Source organism: Dyella sp. PARNA 12/25, from assembly GCF_055702865.1.
Map to the genome: position 1 here is coordinate 24,711 of NZ_JBVQCI010000019.1, position 15,446 is coordinate 40,156.

The 15,446-nt window shown below is 60.4% G+C and carries 14 protein-coding genes, 1 other RNA gene and 1 pseudogene; 8 read left to right on the forward strand and 8 right to left on the reverse strand.

What is annotated here, in order from left to right; all coding sequences use genetic code 11:
- Nucleotides 1-262: 262 nt before the first annotated feature.
- Together rnpB and rsmI are read right to left on the reverse strand one after the other, a co-directional pair.
- An RNA gene (gene rnpB / locus AC0GUR_RS21035) (RNase P RNA component class A) lies at nucleotides 263-629 on the reverse strand.
- Nucleotides 630-787: 158 nt separating this feature from the next.
- Entirely contained in the window at nucleotides 788-1,615 is an 828-nt protein-coding gene (gene rsmI, locus AC0GUR_RS21040; protein ID WP_472879476.1) for a 16S rRNA (cytidine(1402)-2'-O)-methyltransferase, read from the reverse strand.
- Between the two features lie 94 nt (nucleotides 1,616-1,709).
- Between rsmI and AC0GUR_RS21045 the strand changes: the two genes are divergently transcribed.
- From AC0GUR_RS21045 to AC0GUR_RS21065, 5 genes are all read left to right on the forward strand, one after another.
- Nucleotides 1,710-3,554 carry a penicillin-binding protein activator gene (locus tag AC0GUR_RS21045; RefSeq protein ID WP_472879477.1) on the forward strand — a complete coding sequence of 615 codons (1,845 nt, stop codon included), beginning with the start codon at nucleotides 1,710-1,712 and terminating at the stop codon, nucleotides 3,552-3,554.
- Nucleotides 3,554-3,910 carry a YraN family protein gene (locus AC0GUR_RS21050; protein WP_472879478.1) on the forward strand — a complete coding sequence of 119 codons (357 nt, stop codon included), beginning with the start codon at nucleotides 3,554-3,556 and terminating at the stop codon, nucleotides 3,908-3,910. Before AC0GUR_RS21045 ends, AC0GUR_RS21050 begins: the two co-directional genes overlap by 1 nt.
- Before the next feature lie 58 nt (nucleotides 3,911-3,968).
- Entirely contained in the window at nucleotides 3,969-4,073 is a 105-nt protein-coding gene (locus AC0GUR_RS21055) for a DUF1737 domain-containing protein (RefSeq protein ID WP_472879479.1), read from the forward strand.
- A gap of 166 nt (nucleotides 4,074-4,239) precedes the next feature.
- The gene (locus AC0GUR_RS21060; RefSeq protein WP_472879480.1) at nucleotides 4,240-5,733 is read left to right on the forward strand and encodes an alpha/beta hydrolase; all 1,494 of its coding nucleotides are present in this window, start codon (nucleotides 4,240-4,242) and stop codon (nucleotides 5,731-5,733) included.
- 52 nt (nucleotides 5,734-5,785) lie between these two features.
- Entirely contained in the window at nucleotides 5,786-7,156 is a 1,371-nt protein-coding gene (locus tag AC0GUR_RS21065; protein ID WP_472879481.1) for an FAD-binding oxidoreductase, read from the forward strand.
- Between the two features lie 29 nt (nucleotides 7,157-7,185).
- On the opposite strand, the gene rhtC is transcribed toward AC0GUR_RS21065, so the two are convergent.
- Nucleotides 7,186-7,809 (reverse strand): threonine export protein RhtC, encoded by a 624-nt coding sequence (gene rhtC, locus AC0GUR_RS21070; protein ID WP_472879482.1) that lies wholly within the window; start codon nucleotides 7,807-7,809, stop codon nucleotides 7,186-7,188.
- A 228-nt stretch (nucleotides 7,810-8,037) separates the two neighbouring features.
- On the opposite strand from rhtC, the gene AC0GUR_RS21075 reads away from it, so the two are divergent.
- The 3 genes and pseudogenes from AC0GUR_RS21075 to dusB all read left to right on the forward strand — a co-directional run bounded on the left by AC0GUR_RS21075 (nucleotide 8,038) and on the right by dusB (nucleotide 10,935).
- Nucleotides 8,038-9,309 (forward strand): nucleoside permease, encoded by a 1,272-nt coding sequence (locus AC0GUR_RS21075; RefSeq protein ID WP_472879483.1) that lies wholly within the window; start codon nucleotides 8,038-8,040, stop codon nucleotides 9,307-9,309.
- Between the two features lie 124 nt (nucleotides 9,310-9,433).
- Nucleotides 9,434-9,721 (forward strand): annotated as a pseudogene (locus AC0GUR_RS21080) (tRNA-dihydrouridine synthase); the annotation flags it as partial.
- A 215-nt stretch (nucleotides 9,722-9,936) separates the two neighbouring features.
- Nucleotides 9,937-10,935, forward strand: a complete 999-nt coding sequence (gene dusB / locus AC0GUR_RS21085) for a tRNA dihydrouridine synthase DusB (RefSeq protein ID WP_472879484.1) — start codon at nucleotides 9,937-9,939, stop codon at nucleotides 10,933-10,935.
- A gap of 204 nt (nucleotides 10,936-11,139) precedes the next feature.
- Here dusB and AC0GUR_RS21090 read toward each other — a convergent pair whose 3' ends face one another.
- From AC0GUR_RS21090 to AC0GUR_RS21110, 5 genes are all read right to left on the reverse strand, one after another.
- On the reverse strand, nucleotides 11,140-11,406 hold the full coding sequence (locus AC0GUR_RS21090) for a hypothetical protein (RefSeq protein ID WP_472879485.1): 267 nt from the start codon (nucleotides 11,404-11,406) through the stop codon (nucleotides 11,140-11,142).
- An 87-nt stretch (nucleotides 11,407-11,493) separates the two neighbouring features.
- The gene (locus AC0GUR_RS21095) at nucleotides 11,494-11,787 is read right to left on the reverse strand and encodes a hypothetical protein (RefSeq protein WP_472879486.1); all 294 of its coding nucleotides are present in this window, start codon (nucleotides 11,785-11,787) and stop codon (nucleotides 11,494-11,496) included.
- A gap of 139 nt (nucleotides 11,788-11,926) precedes the next feature.
- Nucleotides 11,927-12,481, reverse strand: a complete 555-nt coding sequence (locus AC0GUR_RS21100; protein WP_472879487.1) for a hypothetical protein — start codon at nucleotides 12,479-12,481, stop codon at nucleotides 11,927-11,929.
- Between the two features lie 933 nt (nucleotides 12,482-13,414).
- A complete protein-coding gene (locus AC0GUR_RS21105) occupies nucleotides 13,415-14,311 on the reverse strand; it encodes a hypothetical protein (protein ID WP_472879488.1) in 897 nt (298 codons plus the stop codon).
- 58 nt (nucleotides 14,312-14,369) lie between these two features.
- A complete protein-coding gene (locus tag AC0GUR_RS21110) occupies nucleotides 14,370-14,627 on the reverse strand; it encodes a hypothetical protein (RefSeq protein WP_472879489.1) in 258 nt (85 codons plus the stop codon).
- Between the last annotated feature and the right edge of the window lie 819 nt (nucleotides 14,628-15,446).

The following is a 15,446-nucleotide window of genomic DNA, read 5'->3' on the forward strand; positions in this document are numbered from 1 at the left end:
TCGCCCCCTGAGACTGTCAAGGAAATTTTTCTTGTGAATCAATGAGAAAGGCGGTGATCTGGCAGTAATTCCAGCCCTTTCTGAGGAAACACTCAAAGGTGTTTGAATGGCTGGGATTTTTTGCTTCGCCACCGCGCATTCCTGCGCTCCCGCGAGCCTCTCCGGAGGCTGCCGACATGAATCGGCCATTCATGCCCGCCGACACGCGATCGCCGCCGACCCTGACATGACTGACAGGGTGGGCGGCGACCGGTAGTGAAGGAGGTGGAGTCGGCCTGTAAGCCGGGTTCTGTACGCCTTGCGGCGCGACAGTCATTCCTCTCGGCCTGGCGTCACCGCCAGGCTCCAGCAACCTACCCGGGAACAACGCGGGCCGCGTTATCGTTCCCCTATTCGGTCTTGCTCCAGGTGGGGTTTACCGTGCCACGCGGCGTTAGCCCCGCGCGCGGTGCGCTCTTACCGCACCGTTTCACCCTTACCACGCGCACCCGAGGGTGCCGTTCGGCGGTTTGCTTTCTGTTGCACTGGCCGTCGGCTCACGCCGCCCAGGTGTTACCTGGCACCTTGCCCTATGGAGCCCGGACTTTCCTCGATGCGCTTGCGCGCGACGCGACTGTCCGGCCGACTCCGGCGTGCATTCTAGTGGAATATGAGGCTCAAGGGGCCTGAGAAGTGAACGGTACTTCACCTGTAGGAGCGCACTTGTGCGCGACCGCTACCTCGCATCATCAACGCTCCGCTCGCTGGTCGCGCACAAGTGCGCTCCTACAAAGAGCAGGCAAGTGCGCTAGCCCTCGTACAGCAGCTTGCGCGGCGCGCCGGTAATGGCCGCCGCCAGCTTCGCCGCCTTTGCGGGCGGCAGCTCTTCCCGCAGGATGGCAAACACCCGGCGCCCTTCCGCCTCGCGCGCATCCGCCTCTTCACCGCGCCCGGCCACGAGAATGACGCACTCACCGCGCTGCTGATCAGGATCGATGGCGACGCGCGTCGCCAGCTCACCCAGCGGCACACTGATCACCGTTTCGAACAGTTTGGTGAGCTCGCGCGCCAGCACGCCTTCGCGGGCTTCGCCAAAGACATCGCGCATATCGGCCAGACTCTCGGCCACGCGATGCGATGACTCATAAAAGATAAGTGTGCGTGCATCGCCCGCAAGTTCCTGCAAGCGGGTGCGCCGTGCCGCTGCCTTGGGCGGCAGGAAGCCCTCGAATACGAAGCGGTCACTCGGCAGGCCAGCTACGGAAAGCGCCGCGATGGCCGCGCAGGCGCCCGGCACCGGTGCGCAGCGGATACCCGCTGCCCGAGCTGCACGCACCAGGCGAAAGCCAGGATCGCTGATCAGGGGCGTGCCCGCATCGGAGATCAGAGCCACCGATTCGCCACCCAGCAAACGCCTGACGATGGCATCCACCACTTCGCGCTCGTTGTGCTCATGCAAGGCCATCAGCGGCGTGCCGATGTTGTAGTGCATGAGCAGCGGCCGGCTGTGACGGGTGTCTTCCGCGGCGATCACCGCGACTGAACGCAAGGTTTCAATGGCGCGCGCGGAAAAGTCATCCCGATGACCGATCGGCGTGGCAACCACCCATAGCAGGCCGGGTTGAATCTGTGACATCGTGGTGTTTCCTGAACACGGGGGCGGCAAGCCAATGGGCTATCATCGCCCATCCGCCCACCACGTCGTCAAAAAAGCTCGAAGGGATTTGGCCATGCGCTTGTATCGCGCCGCAGGCGTTGCCCTGCTGATTTCACTGGCACTCAGCGCTTGCGTGCCGCCGACGGTGGAGCGATCGCCCGCCGAGATCGCCGCCAGCCAGCAGGCTGACACGCTGTTGCAGCAAGGCAAGTTTGACGATGCGGCGCAGGCCTATCTTGCGCTGGCGCAGACCGGCAGCAACAAGGACCACTACCAGCTGCTCGCCGCGGAGGCGTATCGGCAAGAGGGTCACCTCGATCGCGCGGCACCCTTCCTCAACAATATTCGCCGCCAGCGCCTGAGTGGTGATGAACCCTCGCGACTGGATCTGCTGCAAGCCGAGCTGGCCCTGAAGCAGAACAACGCCGCGCGCGCCCTGCAGCTCACCACGCAACCCAATGTCAGCGTGCCGCCGGCACTGCAACTGCGCCTGCTTGAGCTGCGCTCGCAGGCCATGGAGCAGACTGGCGACCTGTGGGGAGCCGCGCGTTCGCGTGTAGAGATGGATGGCCAGCTCAAGGGTCTTGATCAGACCCAAAACCGCAAGGACATCGTGTCCCTGCTCACCAAGCTGGGCGTGGACCCGCTCAAGCAGCGCGCCGCCGCCATGCAGCAGGGTGATCGCATGCTGCCGTGGGTCAACGAGGCACTGACCCGGCTCGGTGTTGCCGTGGCCAGCGCTGCCCCGTCACTGGGGCAGGAAGTGGGCACCCTGATTCCGGGTGAAGGCGCCAACGTGCGCGAGGGCTACAAGATGCCCGCGCGCGTGGCGGTGCTGTTGCCCGCCGCTGGCAATACTGCAGCAGCTGGCACGGCTGTCCGCGAAGGCTTCTTCGCGGCCTACGCCGACTCCACGCGCAATCACGCCCAGCGACCGCCGGTGCGGGTCTACGACAGCGGCGGCACAGCGGCCGGTGCGATCAAGGCTTATCAGCAAGCGGTGACCGACGGTGCGCAATTGGTTATTGGCCCCCTCACCCGCGGCGAGGTTTCCGCCTTGTTCGGGCTGCCGCAGCTGCCCGTGCCGCTGCTTGCGCTCAATCATCCCGATGACAAGAGCCTGCCGGCCAGTGGCGTGAGCGAGTTCGGCCTGCTGCCCGAAACCGAAGGCACCCAAGCGGCCGACCATATGGCGGAAGGCGGCATGCTTACCGCCTATGTCATCGTGAGCAGCGACGACTTTGCGCAACGCGCGGCCAGGTCCTTCAAGGCCGAACTGGAAGCACGTGGCGGCAAAGTGGTGAGCATGGGCACGCTGGCCAGCACGGTGAACTTCGGTTCCACCATCAACGGCCTCGGCATGCCCACCACCAGCGGTGATACCGCCACGCCCAGCAACGCCGGCATCTTCATCAGCATGCTCCCAAAGCAGGCGCGCCTGTTGCTGCCGCAGCTGAAGCTGGCGCGCGTAAGCCTGCCGGTGATCGGCACCTCGCACATCTATGCAGGCACCGACGACGCCAGCGCCAACCGTGACCTGGAAGGCGTGGAGTTCTGTGATTCGCCATGGCTGTTCGATGTGCAGCCCGGCCTGCCCAACCACAGCGACATCGCGGCCCAGCTGCCCGCTGCGCGCGGTGCTTTGGCACGCCTGTTCGCCTTCGGCATGGATGCATGGAATCTTGCCCCCTATGTCGATTGGCTGCGCGCGCACCCGGGCAGCTACCTGCCCGGCGCCAGCGGCCAGCTGACGTCGGATCAGTTCGGCCGCATTCGTCGCGTGCTGGTGTGGGCGAAATTCCAGGATGGCCTTGCCCGTCCGCTGAATGGCAGCCTGCAGATGGACACGGCACCGGCGCTGGCGCCACCGATCGACAATGACCCGCAGCCGCAGACTGGCCAGCCCACCACGCGTTGATGCGCGCAGCCGGCGCCGCTTTCGAACAACGTGCCTGCGCGGAACTTCAACGCGCAGGCCTCAAGCTGCTGACGCGTAACTACACCACGCGCTATGGCGAGCTCGACCTGGTAATGCTCGATCGCGACACCGTCGTGTTTGTCGAAGTACGCCATCGACTGACCAGTAGTCGCGGCGATGCGGCTGCCTCGGTCAATGCCGCCAAGCAGGCCAAACTCATTCGCACAGCGCAGCTGTGGCTGGTCGCCCATCCTCAACACGCCCAGCGCGCATGCCGTTTCGATGTGGTCTGCTACGACGGCCCGAACGACCACGCGACCATGAACTGGTGGCGCAATGCGTTTGAATCCGCCTAGCCCCTGACGCTGGGGCCGACTATCCATCGCTGAACGCGACACATAAGGATGCTTCCTGATGTCCGACCTACCTCCCGATGGTCTTCCGCGTTACCGACTACTGACCGGCAAGGACGACGCCTCGTTCTGCCACCGCGTTTCCGAGGCCTTGGCACTGGGCTAAGAGCTTTACGGCTCTCCGGCAGCCACCTTCAATGGCGAACATGTCGTCGTGGCTCAGGCGATACTCTGGTCGAAACGGGATTGAAGCGACTCCACGATCCGAACACACGTCGTCAGGCCCACTGATGGAAGCGTCGCCTCGTGGCGACACCGCCCATGGAGGCACCATGCTTCGAGTATTGATCAAGCTTGGCAAATGGACGGCTATCGTCGTTCTGATTTTCCTTGTCGCGGTACTGGGCATTCGCGCATGGGACTCCCAGCAAGGGGAGCCGCTCGCGCTCTGGCAAACCTTCGTACCGCATGAGCTGACCGCTGAGCAGATCGATGCCACCGACTGGCAGGGTTATCTGGCCGCGGAAGATCGCTTGTTCGATGAAGTGCGCACCCAGGTCAGCGACAAGCTGCCCGAGTCCGACCGTGTCAGCACCAATCGTTACTTCGAAGGCGCCCCGATGTATCCGGGGCATTTCAAGCACGACTGGAATCGCTCCTACGTGCTCGAACCCAAGGGAACGCCTGTGGGTGCCGTGGTGCTGATTCATGGTCTCACCGACGCGCCCTACAGTTTGCGCGACATCGCCGAGCTGTATCGCGACCATGGCTTCGTGGCCATCGGATTGCGTGTCCCCGGGCACGGCACCGTGCCTGCCGCACTGACCAAGGCGCAATGGCCGGAATGGCTGGCGGCGACGCGCCTGGCCATGCGCGAGGCACGCCGGCGTGTCGGCACGCAAGCGCCCATTCACATCGTGGGTTATTCCAATGGCGGTGCGCTGGCAGTCAAGTACGCGCTCGACGCGAGTGAGCACGATGCGCTGACCAAGCCCACGCAGCTGGTGTTGCTGTCGCCGATGATTGGCGTGACGAGTTTTGCGCGTTTCGCGGGTCTCGCGGGGCTGCCCGCCATTCTGCCGGCATTCGCCAAGGCGGCATGGCTGGATCTGCTGCCGGAGTACAACCCGTTCAAGTACAACTCGTTCCCGGTCAATGCCGCACGCCAGACCCATTTGCTGACAGATGACATTCGAAGCCAGTTGCAACGCCTCGCGCGTGCGCAACGCTTGACCGGACTGCCACCCATCCTGGCCTTTCAGTCCGTGGTAGACGACACGGTGAGTGCACCGGCCGTCATGCGCACGTTATTTGCACGGCTTCCCGCCAACGGCAGCGAGATCGTGCTGTTCGACGTGAACCGCAATCACCGTTTCGATTCGCTGCTGCGGACTAGCTCACTGCAGGCACTGCAACATCTTCTGCCACCTGGGCCACATCCCTATCGCAGCACGGTGATCGCCAACGCCGAGGTGAACGACAGTCACATGGTGGCGCGCACCACCGAGCCCGGCCAGGACGCGGCCAAGGTGACGCCTCTGTCCATCGAGTACCCGGACAACATTTTCTCGCTATCGCACATCGCCCTGCCCTTTCCGCCCAACGATCCGCTCTATGGCACGCAACCAGATATGTCGGAGAACTTCGGCATACGCCTTGGCACCCAGGCGCCGCGCGGTGAAAGAGGCGCGCTTATCCTCAACCTCGATGCGGTGCTGCGCATCAGCTCCAATCCGTTCTACCCCTATGTGCGCGCACGCATCGAGGAGGTGATTCCATCCTCTGCTACGAACGCGACACCTGCTCCCGAACAACGTGCGCACTAGGCGTGGCCATATCAGCCAGCCGCTCGGCAGTACGGAGTGGGATACTGTGGCGATGAACCTGCCCGATGCCCTGCTTTCCGCGCTACGCCAGCATTTCCCGGCGGGCTCGCTGTTCGTCGAATTGGCCGAACGCCTCGCCTACGCTTACGACAATTCCCGTCGTAACGCCTTGCCGGATGCCGTGGTGTTTCCCACCACGCATGAGCAGGTGGAGGCACTGGTACAGGCGTGCCGCGTACATCGCGTGCCGGTGATCGCGCGTGGGCGCGGCACCAATACCACCGGCGCCACGGTGCCGGTGGATGGCGGCGTGGTGGTGAGCTTCGAACGCATGAATCGGATCGTGCGGATTGATCCAGACAACCGGCTCGCCGTGGTGGAACCCGGCGTGCTCAATGGCGATCTGCAGCAGGCGCTGAAGCCGCACGGGTTTTTCTGGCCACCGGATCCGACCTCTTCGCCATGGTGCAGTGTCGGCGGCAACCTCGCCTGCAACTCCGCCGGGCCGCGCACGGTGAAGTACGGCAGCCCACGCGAAAACACACTGGGTCTGCGGGCCGTGGCCGGCACGGGTGAAGGTTTCCGCTGCGGCACCTATACCAGCAAGGGCTCGACGGGTTACGACCTCACGCGATTGCTCATCGGCTCGGAAGGCACGCTGGCACTCATTACCGAGGCCACGCTCAAACTCACGCCCAAACCGTCGGGCATGCGTACCATGCGCGCCACGTATCGCGATGTCGGAGCGGCGGCGCGAGCGGTCGCGCGGATCATGGCGCAACCGGTCACGCCGTGCGCGCTGGAGTTCATTGACGACGTTGCGCTCAAGCTCGCTCGCGATCACGGTGGCGACAGCGTGCCGGTGGCCGGCGCCATGCTGATGATTGAAGTGGATGGCGAGCCCAATACCCTGCCCAGCGCAGTGGAAGCCGTGTCGCGCGCAGCACGTGGCGAAGGCCTGGAAGCACTGAAAATCGCCGAGACGGCGGAAGAAACGCAGGCGCTATGGTCGGCGCGCAAGGCACTATCGCCCGCACAACGCACCATTTCACCCAACAAGATCAACGAGGACGTGGTGGTTCCGGTCAGCCGCCTGCCCGAGCTGGTGGATGGCATCAAAGCGCTGTCGAAGAAACACGATGTCCTGATCGTCAGTTTCGGCCACGCCGGCAACGGCAACCTTCACGTCAATCTGTTGCCGCGCGACGAAGCGGAACGCGAGCGTGCGCACGCCTGCCTTGCCGATGTGTTTGCGCTGGTGATCGCGCTGGAAGGCACGCTGTCCGGCGAACACGGCATCGGCCTGGTGAAGCGCGAATTCATGCCACTGGCCTTGCAGCCCTCGACACTAAACCTCATGCGTAGCGTGAAACACGCCTTCGACCCGGACGGCATCCTCAACCCCGGCAAGCTGTTGCCCTGATACAGCCGGAGTGCCTGCGATCTGATCGCTTACACCTTGCGCGCGAAGATGAGGTGCAGGCCGAAGGCCACGAACACGGCGCCGGCCAGGCCATCGATCCAGCGCGAGAGCTTGAGGTAACCCCTGCGCATAGCCGGCAAGGCGAACACGCCGGCCACCAGGGTGAACCACAACAGGGTTTCGGCAATGACCATGCTCCACAGCCCCCAGCGGGCCGCCGCGCTCACGCGGTCACCCACGAAGGCCGAGAACACGCTACCGAAGTAGATGACCACCTTGGGGTTGGAGAGGTTGGTGAACAGGCCGGCGCGCAGGGTGGCCCAGTCGCTCTGCTGCAACACCTGTCGCGGCTCGCTGGTAATGGCCGGCGCTCGGAAAGCGCCGCGCAGCATCTTCAACCCCATCCAGGCCAGATACAGGCCGCCGGCCACGGCAATGAGCTGCTGCAACCAGGCCAACCGCTGCAGCACCAACTGCAGTCCTGCCAAGGCCAGGGCCGACCACACCACCACACCCAGGGTGATGCCCAGCACGCCGAACATGGCTTGGCGACGAGTTCGACTCACGGCGGTCTGCGACACAAAGAAGAAATCCGGCCCTGGACTCAACAACGCCACCAGATGCACTACGGCAATAGTCAGAAACAGGCTCATGGAGTCTCCTCAAGGTCGGAACCGCAAGTTTTCGCGGCAGCGCAGCTTGTCGCCGCCGGGTCGGTCCTCTAGGCTGCGGCATATTTTTACACGGTCTGGGGGCGCCCCAGCCTCCGCAGGGGATCTAAGGGACGAGACCTGTAACAGGCCCGGCCACGGCCCGGCTTGAAGGCTGACGCGCGTCTCTGCGACCCCATCTGACACCGCATCAACCAAACGAACCCACTGATGAGCCTTCGACTTCGTCTGATTGCCATGAACTTCCTGCAGTTCTTTGTATGGGGAGCGTGGCTCATCACTATCGGCACGTACTGCTTCCAGACCAAGCATTGGACGCCTGCGCAGTTCGGCGCCATCTTCTCGACCATGGGCATCGCCTCGCTGTTCATGCCCTCGATCATGGGCGTGATCGCCGACCGCTGGATCAACGCCGAGAAACTGTATGGCCTGCTGCATCTCGGCGGCGCGGCCATCCTGCTGTGCGTGCCCATGGTGGAGTCGCCGCATGTGCTGTTCTGGGTGATGCTGCTGAACATGATGTGCTACATGCCCACCATCGCGCTGGCGATCACGGTGGCTTACAACGCACTCAAGTCCAACAACATGGACATCGTTCGCGATTTCCCGCCCATTCGCATCTGGGGCACCATCGGCTTCATCGCCGCGATGTGGACGGTGAGCCTGATGCACCTGGAAACCACCTCGGGTCAGTTCTATGTCGCGGCCGGCGCTGCGGTACTGCTTGGCATCTACGCCTTCACCCTGCCCGCCTGCCCGCCCCGATTTGTGCAGGGCACGCGCCAGACGCTGCTCGATACGCTGGGCCTGACCTCGTTCTCGTTGTTCCGTGACTCGCGCATGGCGGTGTTTTTCATCTTCGCCATGCTGCTGGGCGCGTCGCTGCAGCTGACCAACATGTACGGCGACACCTTCCTGCACGACTTCGCCGGCATGGATGAGTACAAGAGCGCACTGGCCGTGCGCTACCCCGCGATCATCATGTCCATCTCGCAGATTTCGGAAACGCTGTTCATCCTGGCGATTCCGTTCTTCCTCAAGCGCTTCGGCATCAAGACGGTGATGCTGATCAGCATGCTGGCGTGGACGCTCCGTTTTGGCCTGTTTGCGTTTGGCAATCCCGGCCAGGGCCTGTGGATGATCGTGCTGTCGTGCATCGTCTACGGCATGGCGTTCGACTTCTTCAACATCTCCGGCTCGCTGTTCGTGGAGAGCCAGAGCGACCCCAGGATCCGTGCGAGCTCGCAGGGCCTGTTCATGCTGATGACCAATGGCATCGGCGCCATGCTCGGCAGCTGGCTGAGCGGCCTGATCATCCAGGCCTTCTTCACGCAGGCCGACGGTGGCAAGGACTGGCCGGGCATCTGGCTGACCTTTGCGGCCTACTCGCTGGTGGTGGCCGTGCTGTTCGCCTTCATGTTCAAGCACAAGCACAACCCTGCAGCATTGCAGCGCTCGCTGGCCGCGAAAGCCGCGCACTGATTGAGCCTTTCCCTGTAGGAGCGCACTTGTGCGCGACCGCCGGAAACCGCGACAGGCCCAATGAGCCGCGGTCGCGCACAAGTGCGCTCCTACAAAGGATTTTCTGGCCGGTTACAATGGGCGGATGCAGATCGGCCCCTACCTCATCGACCCGCCCGTGGTGCTTGCGCCCATGGCGGGCGTCACCGACAAACCCTTTCGCCTGCTGTGCAAACGGCTGGGCGCGGGGTTGGCCGTGTCGGAGATGACCAACGCCGATCCGCGCCTGTGGCAGACCCGCAAATCACTGCGGCGCATGGATCACGTCGGCGAGCCCGAGCCGGTGAGCGTGCAGATCGCGGGCTACGACCCCACCATGCTGGCCGAAGCGGCGCGTTACAACGCCGACAATGGCGCGCAGATCATCGACATCGCTTCGTAATCGTTACATGCTCCATCGGTGACACGGAAAACTTTTCTATTTTTCAATACATTAAGCACCACCAACTGCTGTCACCATTTTGCTCAATTATCGGTGACGCGAGAGTTCCATTTGTCACTGCTCGAACATGGTGTCTGGCGTTGCCGCGTTCTTGATGGTTGGTCAATCACATCCAGCGTCTTCGTAGTAAGGTCATTTGCAGCCCCATGAAAATCGGCACTCACTTGATTGACCCGCCGGTAATCCTGGCTCCCATGGCCGGAGTCACAGATAAACCCTTCCGATTACTGTGTAAAAAGATGGGGGCTGGATATGCCGTCTCAGAGATGACCACCTCGGATCCGCGTTTATGGCGAACGAAGAAAAGTCTCTGGCGGATGGATCACGTCGGGGAACCGGAGCCCATTGGCGTCCAAATAGCGGGCGGCGATCCGACGTTTCTTGCCGAGGCCGCGCGTTATAACGTTGATCACGGTGCCCAGGTTATTGACATAAACATGGGCTGCCCCGCAAAGAAGGTGTGCAATGTTTGGGCGGGATCGGCCCTTCTCCAGGATGAGGCACTCGTAGCCCGAATACTTTCAGCTGTCGTGAGCGCAGTAGACGTCCCTGTAACGTTGAAGATTCGCACAGGCTGGAACGGAGAAAACAAAAATGGGCTCCGCATAGCAAAGATCGCCGAGGACGCTGGAATATGCGGACTTGCGGTGCATGGACGCACCCGGGACATGCACTACACCGGTGCTGCCGAATACGAGACCATTGCTGCGATTAAAGATGCCGTACGAATTCCGGTCTTTGCGAATGGAGACATCACGAATCCCGAAAAGGCACGCGACGTTCTGCTCGCCACAGGCGCCGATGCGCTGATGATCGGAAGAGCGGCACAGGGACGCCCATGGATATTCAGGGAGATCACTCACTTTCTGGAGACAGGCGCGCTACTCTCTTCGCCCAAACCAGCGGAAGTTGGCCAAATCCTTATTGAGCATTTGCAGCATCTGTACTCGTTCTACGGCGAGGAGGCAGGCGTCCGTATCGCGAGAAAACACCTAGGCTGGTATGCCAAAGATCGTCCGGAAAATGCCAGCTTCAGACACGTCGCCAACAGAGCAGAGACTGCCGAACAACAGGTGTACTTGGCGAAGCGGTATTTCGAGGCCCTTGAGGATGGGAGCCTCGAAGAAGTCTCTTTTGCTCCCTAAACTAAGCGTTGCCTCAATTTGGTTCTTTCGCACGAATGAAGCTTCAATCTGGCTCGCAGAGCTTCCCGTGAGGAAGCCATACGCATTAGAAATGCGAATTCGTAGCAAGCCGCACGATGTGTCCCGCAACCGAGCGGAAAGCGGTTACCGAACGTTGAGGTACATAAGAACCGCTCCCGCCCGATAGCGGACCTTAAGGAAGCATCAATTCTTCGGATGAAGTGCTGCGCCGCGCATTGAAAGCATGACATCCCTGCAATCGTTCCATCCCTTTACGTACCGCTCGTCTTGAAAGGTTGCGCCGTCGCCACCTTTCGCAACTTTAGGCGATGGAACCGGTGCGATCGCATGCGTGATATGGAAGCGGGCAAATCGCACCGCAGCTTGCGCGATTCGCAACTCGCTGGCAGTGAGTTCACCCATGGCGAGGCGGAGTGCTTGTGGTTCCTGTAATTGTTCAACCGTCATCATTGCCTTTCTCCTGCGGCGTGCAGACCGTCAGCATATTCCCCACTTTGAAAAGGTTTGCTTTGGGTCGAAAGCGGACCTTCCAAGCTCTTAGGCTTCCTCATGCCCTTCGAGCTCAGGATTGGGATACACCCGCACCGGATATTTGAGCCGAAGGACGCTAATGACGTGCTCGACATGCGAGCCTGCGCGCGCCGATTTAACTTGGTGCTTCATCGATGAGAACGTATCGATCGCCACCTTCTCTCCGCCATGAAAGATCCAAAACCACGAATCAGTCTGCATGCCCGACTCGACGTGTGAAAAGTGGCTACTGAGGAAGCCTTTCAGCTCCTCATGAAAGTCCCAGTACTCACCCAGATGGTCCATTTCCGCGAAGATCATTGATGTCTCGTGTCAGGTTTCTTTAGGTCCGCTATGTGTTGCGTTGACCGACTGAAGTCGCAGCCGAAAGCGGACCTAACGATGCCGCGTATTCAGCGAGAAAGCGACAGGCGTCGAAAAGTGGGCTTATCCAGGACGGCTATTTGAACCGGTCCGTTGGACGTGCACTGATCGAAAGGTCGAGAAAATATTCCTTCTCTTCGTTCAAGTCCCGCTCAACCTTTTGATCCGAGAAGTCTTCCCGCTTGCGACGAGCGTTGTTAATGACGAGGCTTACGTAGATATCGTCTGTTTCCAGATCAAACGGTGTCATGCCGATGATCTTTGCCTCGGGATCAAGAAAGGCTGCCCTCGCATCCCCATAGTTTCGGATGGCGGGAACGAATTTCGGAGCGTTCCTCTCTTGTCCATCAATAAAGAAAGGTAGGGCGACTCGCCCTGGCTCGAGTCCATTGGGGGACCGGCGGTGGGCGCCTTGCGCAACAAACCAATCATCAAGTCGCTTGGCTGTGGATAGCGCCTCATCCAACGTGAGTGAGCGATTCTGAAATGTGATCTGCAGATGATTGATTACCCTATCGCGGTCGGAGGTTGATATGGCGGTCAAGAAATTCTGCCCACCAATGTTCGCCTCCTTAAGCTCGCGGCCTCGGTAGTGGAAATCTAGATCGTAGGGGGCAGTGATCGTCCACATTAAGGATCCTTTCGGTACTGCATAGGCCACCCCGCCTCCCGCTTCGTTGGGGCTTGAAGTGACCTTGAACGGGTAGGACGAGCCCTCCCTAAGTTGCTTGGTCGTCATCCCTATTGAGACGTTTACGGTTGACTGCCGGCTATCGGCGCTCGCGGCATGCATCGAAAGTCCCAGCGACACTAGGACCGCCGCGGCCAATGCGCACGGGCTTCTGCCACCAAATCGCATCCTTCCAAATGAAAACGTCACGACAGAAGCCTCCGATGCCCACTCATCTAACGTTGATCATCAGCATGTCCGCTTTGGGTCGGAAGCAGACCTTTCCCATCACAGCTTTCTTGCCGCCTAGCCACAGCCCTCCATCGGGAAAGCACCTCGATCTGACGGTACGACACGAACGTCCCAACTTTGCTTCAATTTACCGACTACCAAGTCCGCGAATTGATGGGCCTCCGCCGAGTTTGATCCCTCGGAGAATCCTATGGCGACCTCATACTGCGATAGGCCCTGGTTTCCAGCGATGAGGCCAACACCGTCCTTTCGCTCAACGCCAATGTGCATGACGGGGAAACCTGGACTGACCCTCATGTCGTTCAACGCTTCCTGGGTTTCCCTGCTTCCATCAATAAAAGCCATGTTCTGGGACCGTGCGACGTCCTTTATCACGTCGACGAACAGGGCGACATTCTCTTTGCTCCCTAAGCAAATCTGAACCAGACGGAATGGGCGCTTCCCCACGCATCCGGATAGTGCCCCGAACAGTGGAATTAGGACACACACAACCAAACGTACATTCATTCCACCCCTCCCGGTCCTATATCCAGTGCCTCCATGAATAGTCTCCACCAAGACCCCGGCGACCCGAACTACTGTGAGATCAGCTCCGCGGAAAATGTCCGCTTCAGGTCGGAAGCGGACGTCCCGTGCCAAGTTTCATAGTCGCAGGCGCTTCGCGCCCAACAGCGAACGCCGGAGGTCCTCGGGGTTTCCGCGTCCAAAAGCTGTGACAATCGCTCCATCTGGGAACTGGACGACTGCAGAGTAGATTCCCCCTGCAGAAGCAGGGTCGCCCGACGAATCACAAAGAGAGAGTGCACTGGATGCTACGTATTGTAGTGGGCGCGATGGAGCGCCCCTAAAGGCCACCGGGACGGTCTTTTCACAAATCAGACGAAAAGTTTCGGGCGTCGCTTTCGACCTAATGGGAAGCGTGCTCAAAAAGAGGTTTGGCTCGTCTGGATTGGTGAGCCCATCCGCAGAGTATGCCAGGGCACCTGTTCCGGTCTTTTCAAGTTTTAATCCGGGGGGATCTAGCTTTAGGCCAAAAGCCAGTTCTGGATCCATCACCTGCTCATCCCAAGAGACCGAGGAGAGAACTTGCTTCAGGTCAGCAAAAGTCTTCTCGTCGGCACCTTGAAAAGTGATCATTACCTCCATCGCTTTGTCGCCACGCACCACCTGAAGTACCCAGCCATCCCAAGTACCACCATCCAATTTTCGAGTGCGATGTCTTACCGTTCCGGCCAACGTCCCTGATCGGAACGCCTCGACTGGTTCAGGGTAGAGCCGCTGATCGAACTGACTCTTCTTGCGAAAGGCTTCGGTTGCGCCGGTCATCACCGCGACCATGATCGATGCATCATGATTCGCAAAGGCCGTACCAAGCGGCGAGGCGACAACACCCGGCGGCAATGCCAAGCGAACACCAGTTCCGGGGACCGAAGTGATTCCAGTCTCCGCGCTATTGCCAGCGCCTCCTGCGTAAGAAGTCGCGCCGGCAACAACCATGATGCTAAACGCCATTGCCAAGACGTGCCATTTTCTTTTCACGGCCACTCCCCTGTATCGAAAAGTTTCGTCCGCTATGGGTCGGAAGCGGACGCTTTTGTTACGCGCCAATTGACTCGCCTTCGCCCATAGCCCGGCCACCTAGACTCAGGTTATCTGCTTCACCCGGCTGTTGAATCTGAAACGTGATCTGACCGATTCCATTCGTTCCGGCGAAGTTGCTGGTGGCATGGAAGTGCTGGTCCGGGTCGGCTTTGATCATTTGCAGCAAGGCAATGAGGCGATCGATGTCTGAGACAGAAAGGCTCACCTCGACCTCAGTCCAACCATTGTTCCAGTCTTCCAATGACGCGCGCATCGCCCGCTCCCCTTGTGGTCGATCTACAAGCTACCGATGTCCGCTTCGGGTCGGAAGCGGACCTTAGCCGATCTTTGCTTCCGGGAAGATGCCGGCCGCCTCTGACCTGTTTAGCAACCTGGCATCGTGAAGCGTTTCCTGCCACAGCGAGCCGCAGACATCACAACGCATCAGAAAGGCAGGCCCCTGCTCAATGACAGCTACACGCACGAACCTTTCAAATGGCGCGTGGTAACCAACTTTGCAGTCGGCGACCGAACATCCTCATCGGTAACCATCTATCCCCCTGTGCAGCTAGCAAAAGATCCGAGGCCATTTGGTCCGCTTCGGGTCGGAAGCGGACCTAGCTAACCGCCCGATAGACGGCGCCGCCCTTGACGAACTTTCTTTTAGTCGTCGCTGTAGATGGCCTTATGCCAGTCATATCGGATTGGCCTGCGGTGGCCCGAGATGATTGAAGCAATGGCCGCATTGTCTAACCCGTATTGAGCTTTGACGTAGTCGCTACGAGGGAAAGCTTCGCACTCTAGGGCGCCACCTAGCATTCCTTCTTCTGAGTGGATTTGCCACTCACGAATCTTTCTGCAGGAGCGACAAATCGCAAGAGCCCAAGGCGGCCAAGATTGATTGATCGGATTATGGCGAGAGCCTAGAAGCTCCATTTCTTCCATCTTGCAATCGTGGTGTTTCATGGATTCGGCCTTACCCCCTAAAGACGTCCGTATATGGACTCCTCCCCTTCGCCAAGCATCCCCTAGCCCTGGCGTCCGTGTCGACTGCCTACGTATATCCGGCCTCTAGATGCTGCACCGCCAGGCG

Excerpts from the sequence above, each read along its gene's own strand:
- rsmI (WP_472879476.1), bottom strand. The coding sequence starts at position 1,615 with ATGTCACAGATTCAACCCGGCCTGCTATGGGTGGTTGCCACGCCGATC.
- AC0GUR_RS21045 (WP_472879477.1), top strand. The coding sequence starts at position 1,710 with ATGCGCTTGTATCGCGCCGCAGGCGTTGCCCTGCTGATTTCACTGGCA.
- AC0GUR_RS21050 (WP_472879478.1), top strand. The coding sequence starts at position 3,554 with ATGCGCGCAGCCGGCGCCGCTTTCGAACAACGTGCCTGCGCGGAACTT.
- AC0GUR_RS21055 (WP_472879479.1), top strand. The coding sequence starts at position 3,969 with ATGTCCGACCTACCTCCCGATGGTCTTCCGCGTTACCGACTACTGACC.
- AC0GUR_RS21060 (WP_472879480.1), top strand. The coding sequence starts at position 4,240 with ATGCTTCGAGTATTGATCAAGCTTGGCAAATGGACGGCTATCGTCGTT.
- AC0GUR_RS21065 (WP_472879481.1), top strand. The coding sequence starts at position 5,786 with ATGAACCTGCCCGATGCCCTGCTTTCCGCGCTACGCCAGCATTTCCCG.
- rhtC (WP_472879482.1), bottom strand. The coding sequence starts at position 7,809 with ATGAGCCTGTTTCTGACTATTGCCGTAGTGCATCTGGTGGCGTTGTTG.
- AC0GUR_RS21075 (WP_472879483.1), top strand. The coding sequence starts at position 8,038 with ATGAGCCTTCGACTTCGTCTGATTGCCATGAACTTCCTGCAGTTCTTT.
- dusB (WP_472879484.1), top strand. The coding sequence starts at position 9,937 with ATGAAAATCGGCACTCACTTGATTGACCCGCCGGTAATCCTGGCTCCC.
- AC0GUR_RS21090 (WP_472879485.1), bottom strand. The coding sequence starts at position 11,406 with ATGATGACGGTTGAACAATTACAGGAACCACAAGCACTCCGCCTCGCC.
- AC0GUR_RS21095 (WP_472879486.1), bottom strand. The coding sequence starts at position 11,787 with ATGATCTTCGCGGAAATGGACCATCTGGGTGAGTACTGGGACTTTCAT.
- AC0GUR_RS21100 (WP_472879487.1), bottom strand. The coding sequence starts at position 12,481 with ATGTGGACGATCACTGCCCCCTACGATCTAGATTTCCACTACCGAGGC.
- AC0GUR_RS21110 (WP_472879489.1), bottom strand. The coding sequence starts at position 14,627 with ATGCGCGCGTCATTGGAAGACTGGAACAATGGTTGGACTGAGGTCGAG.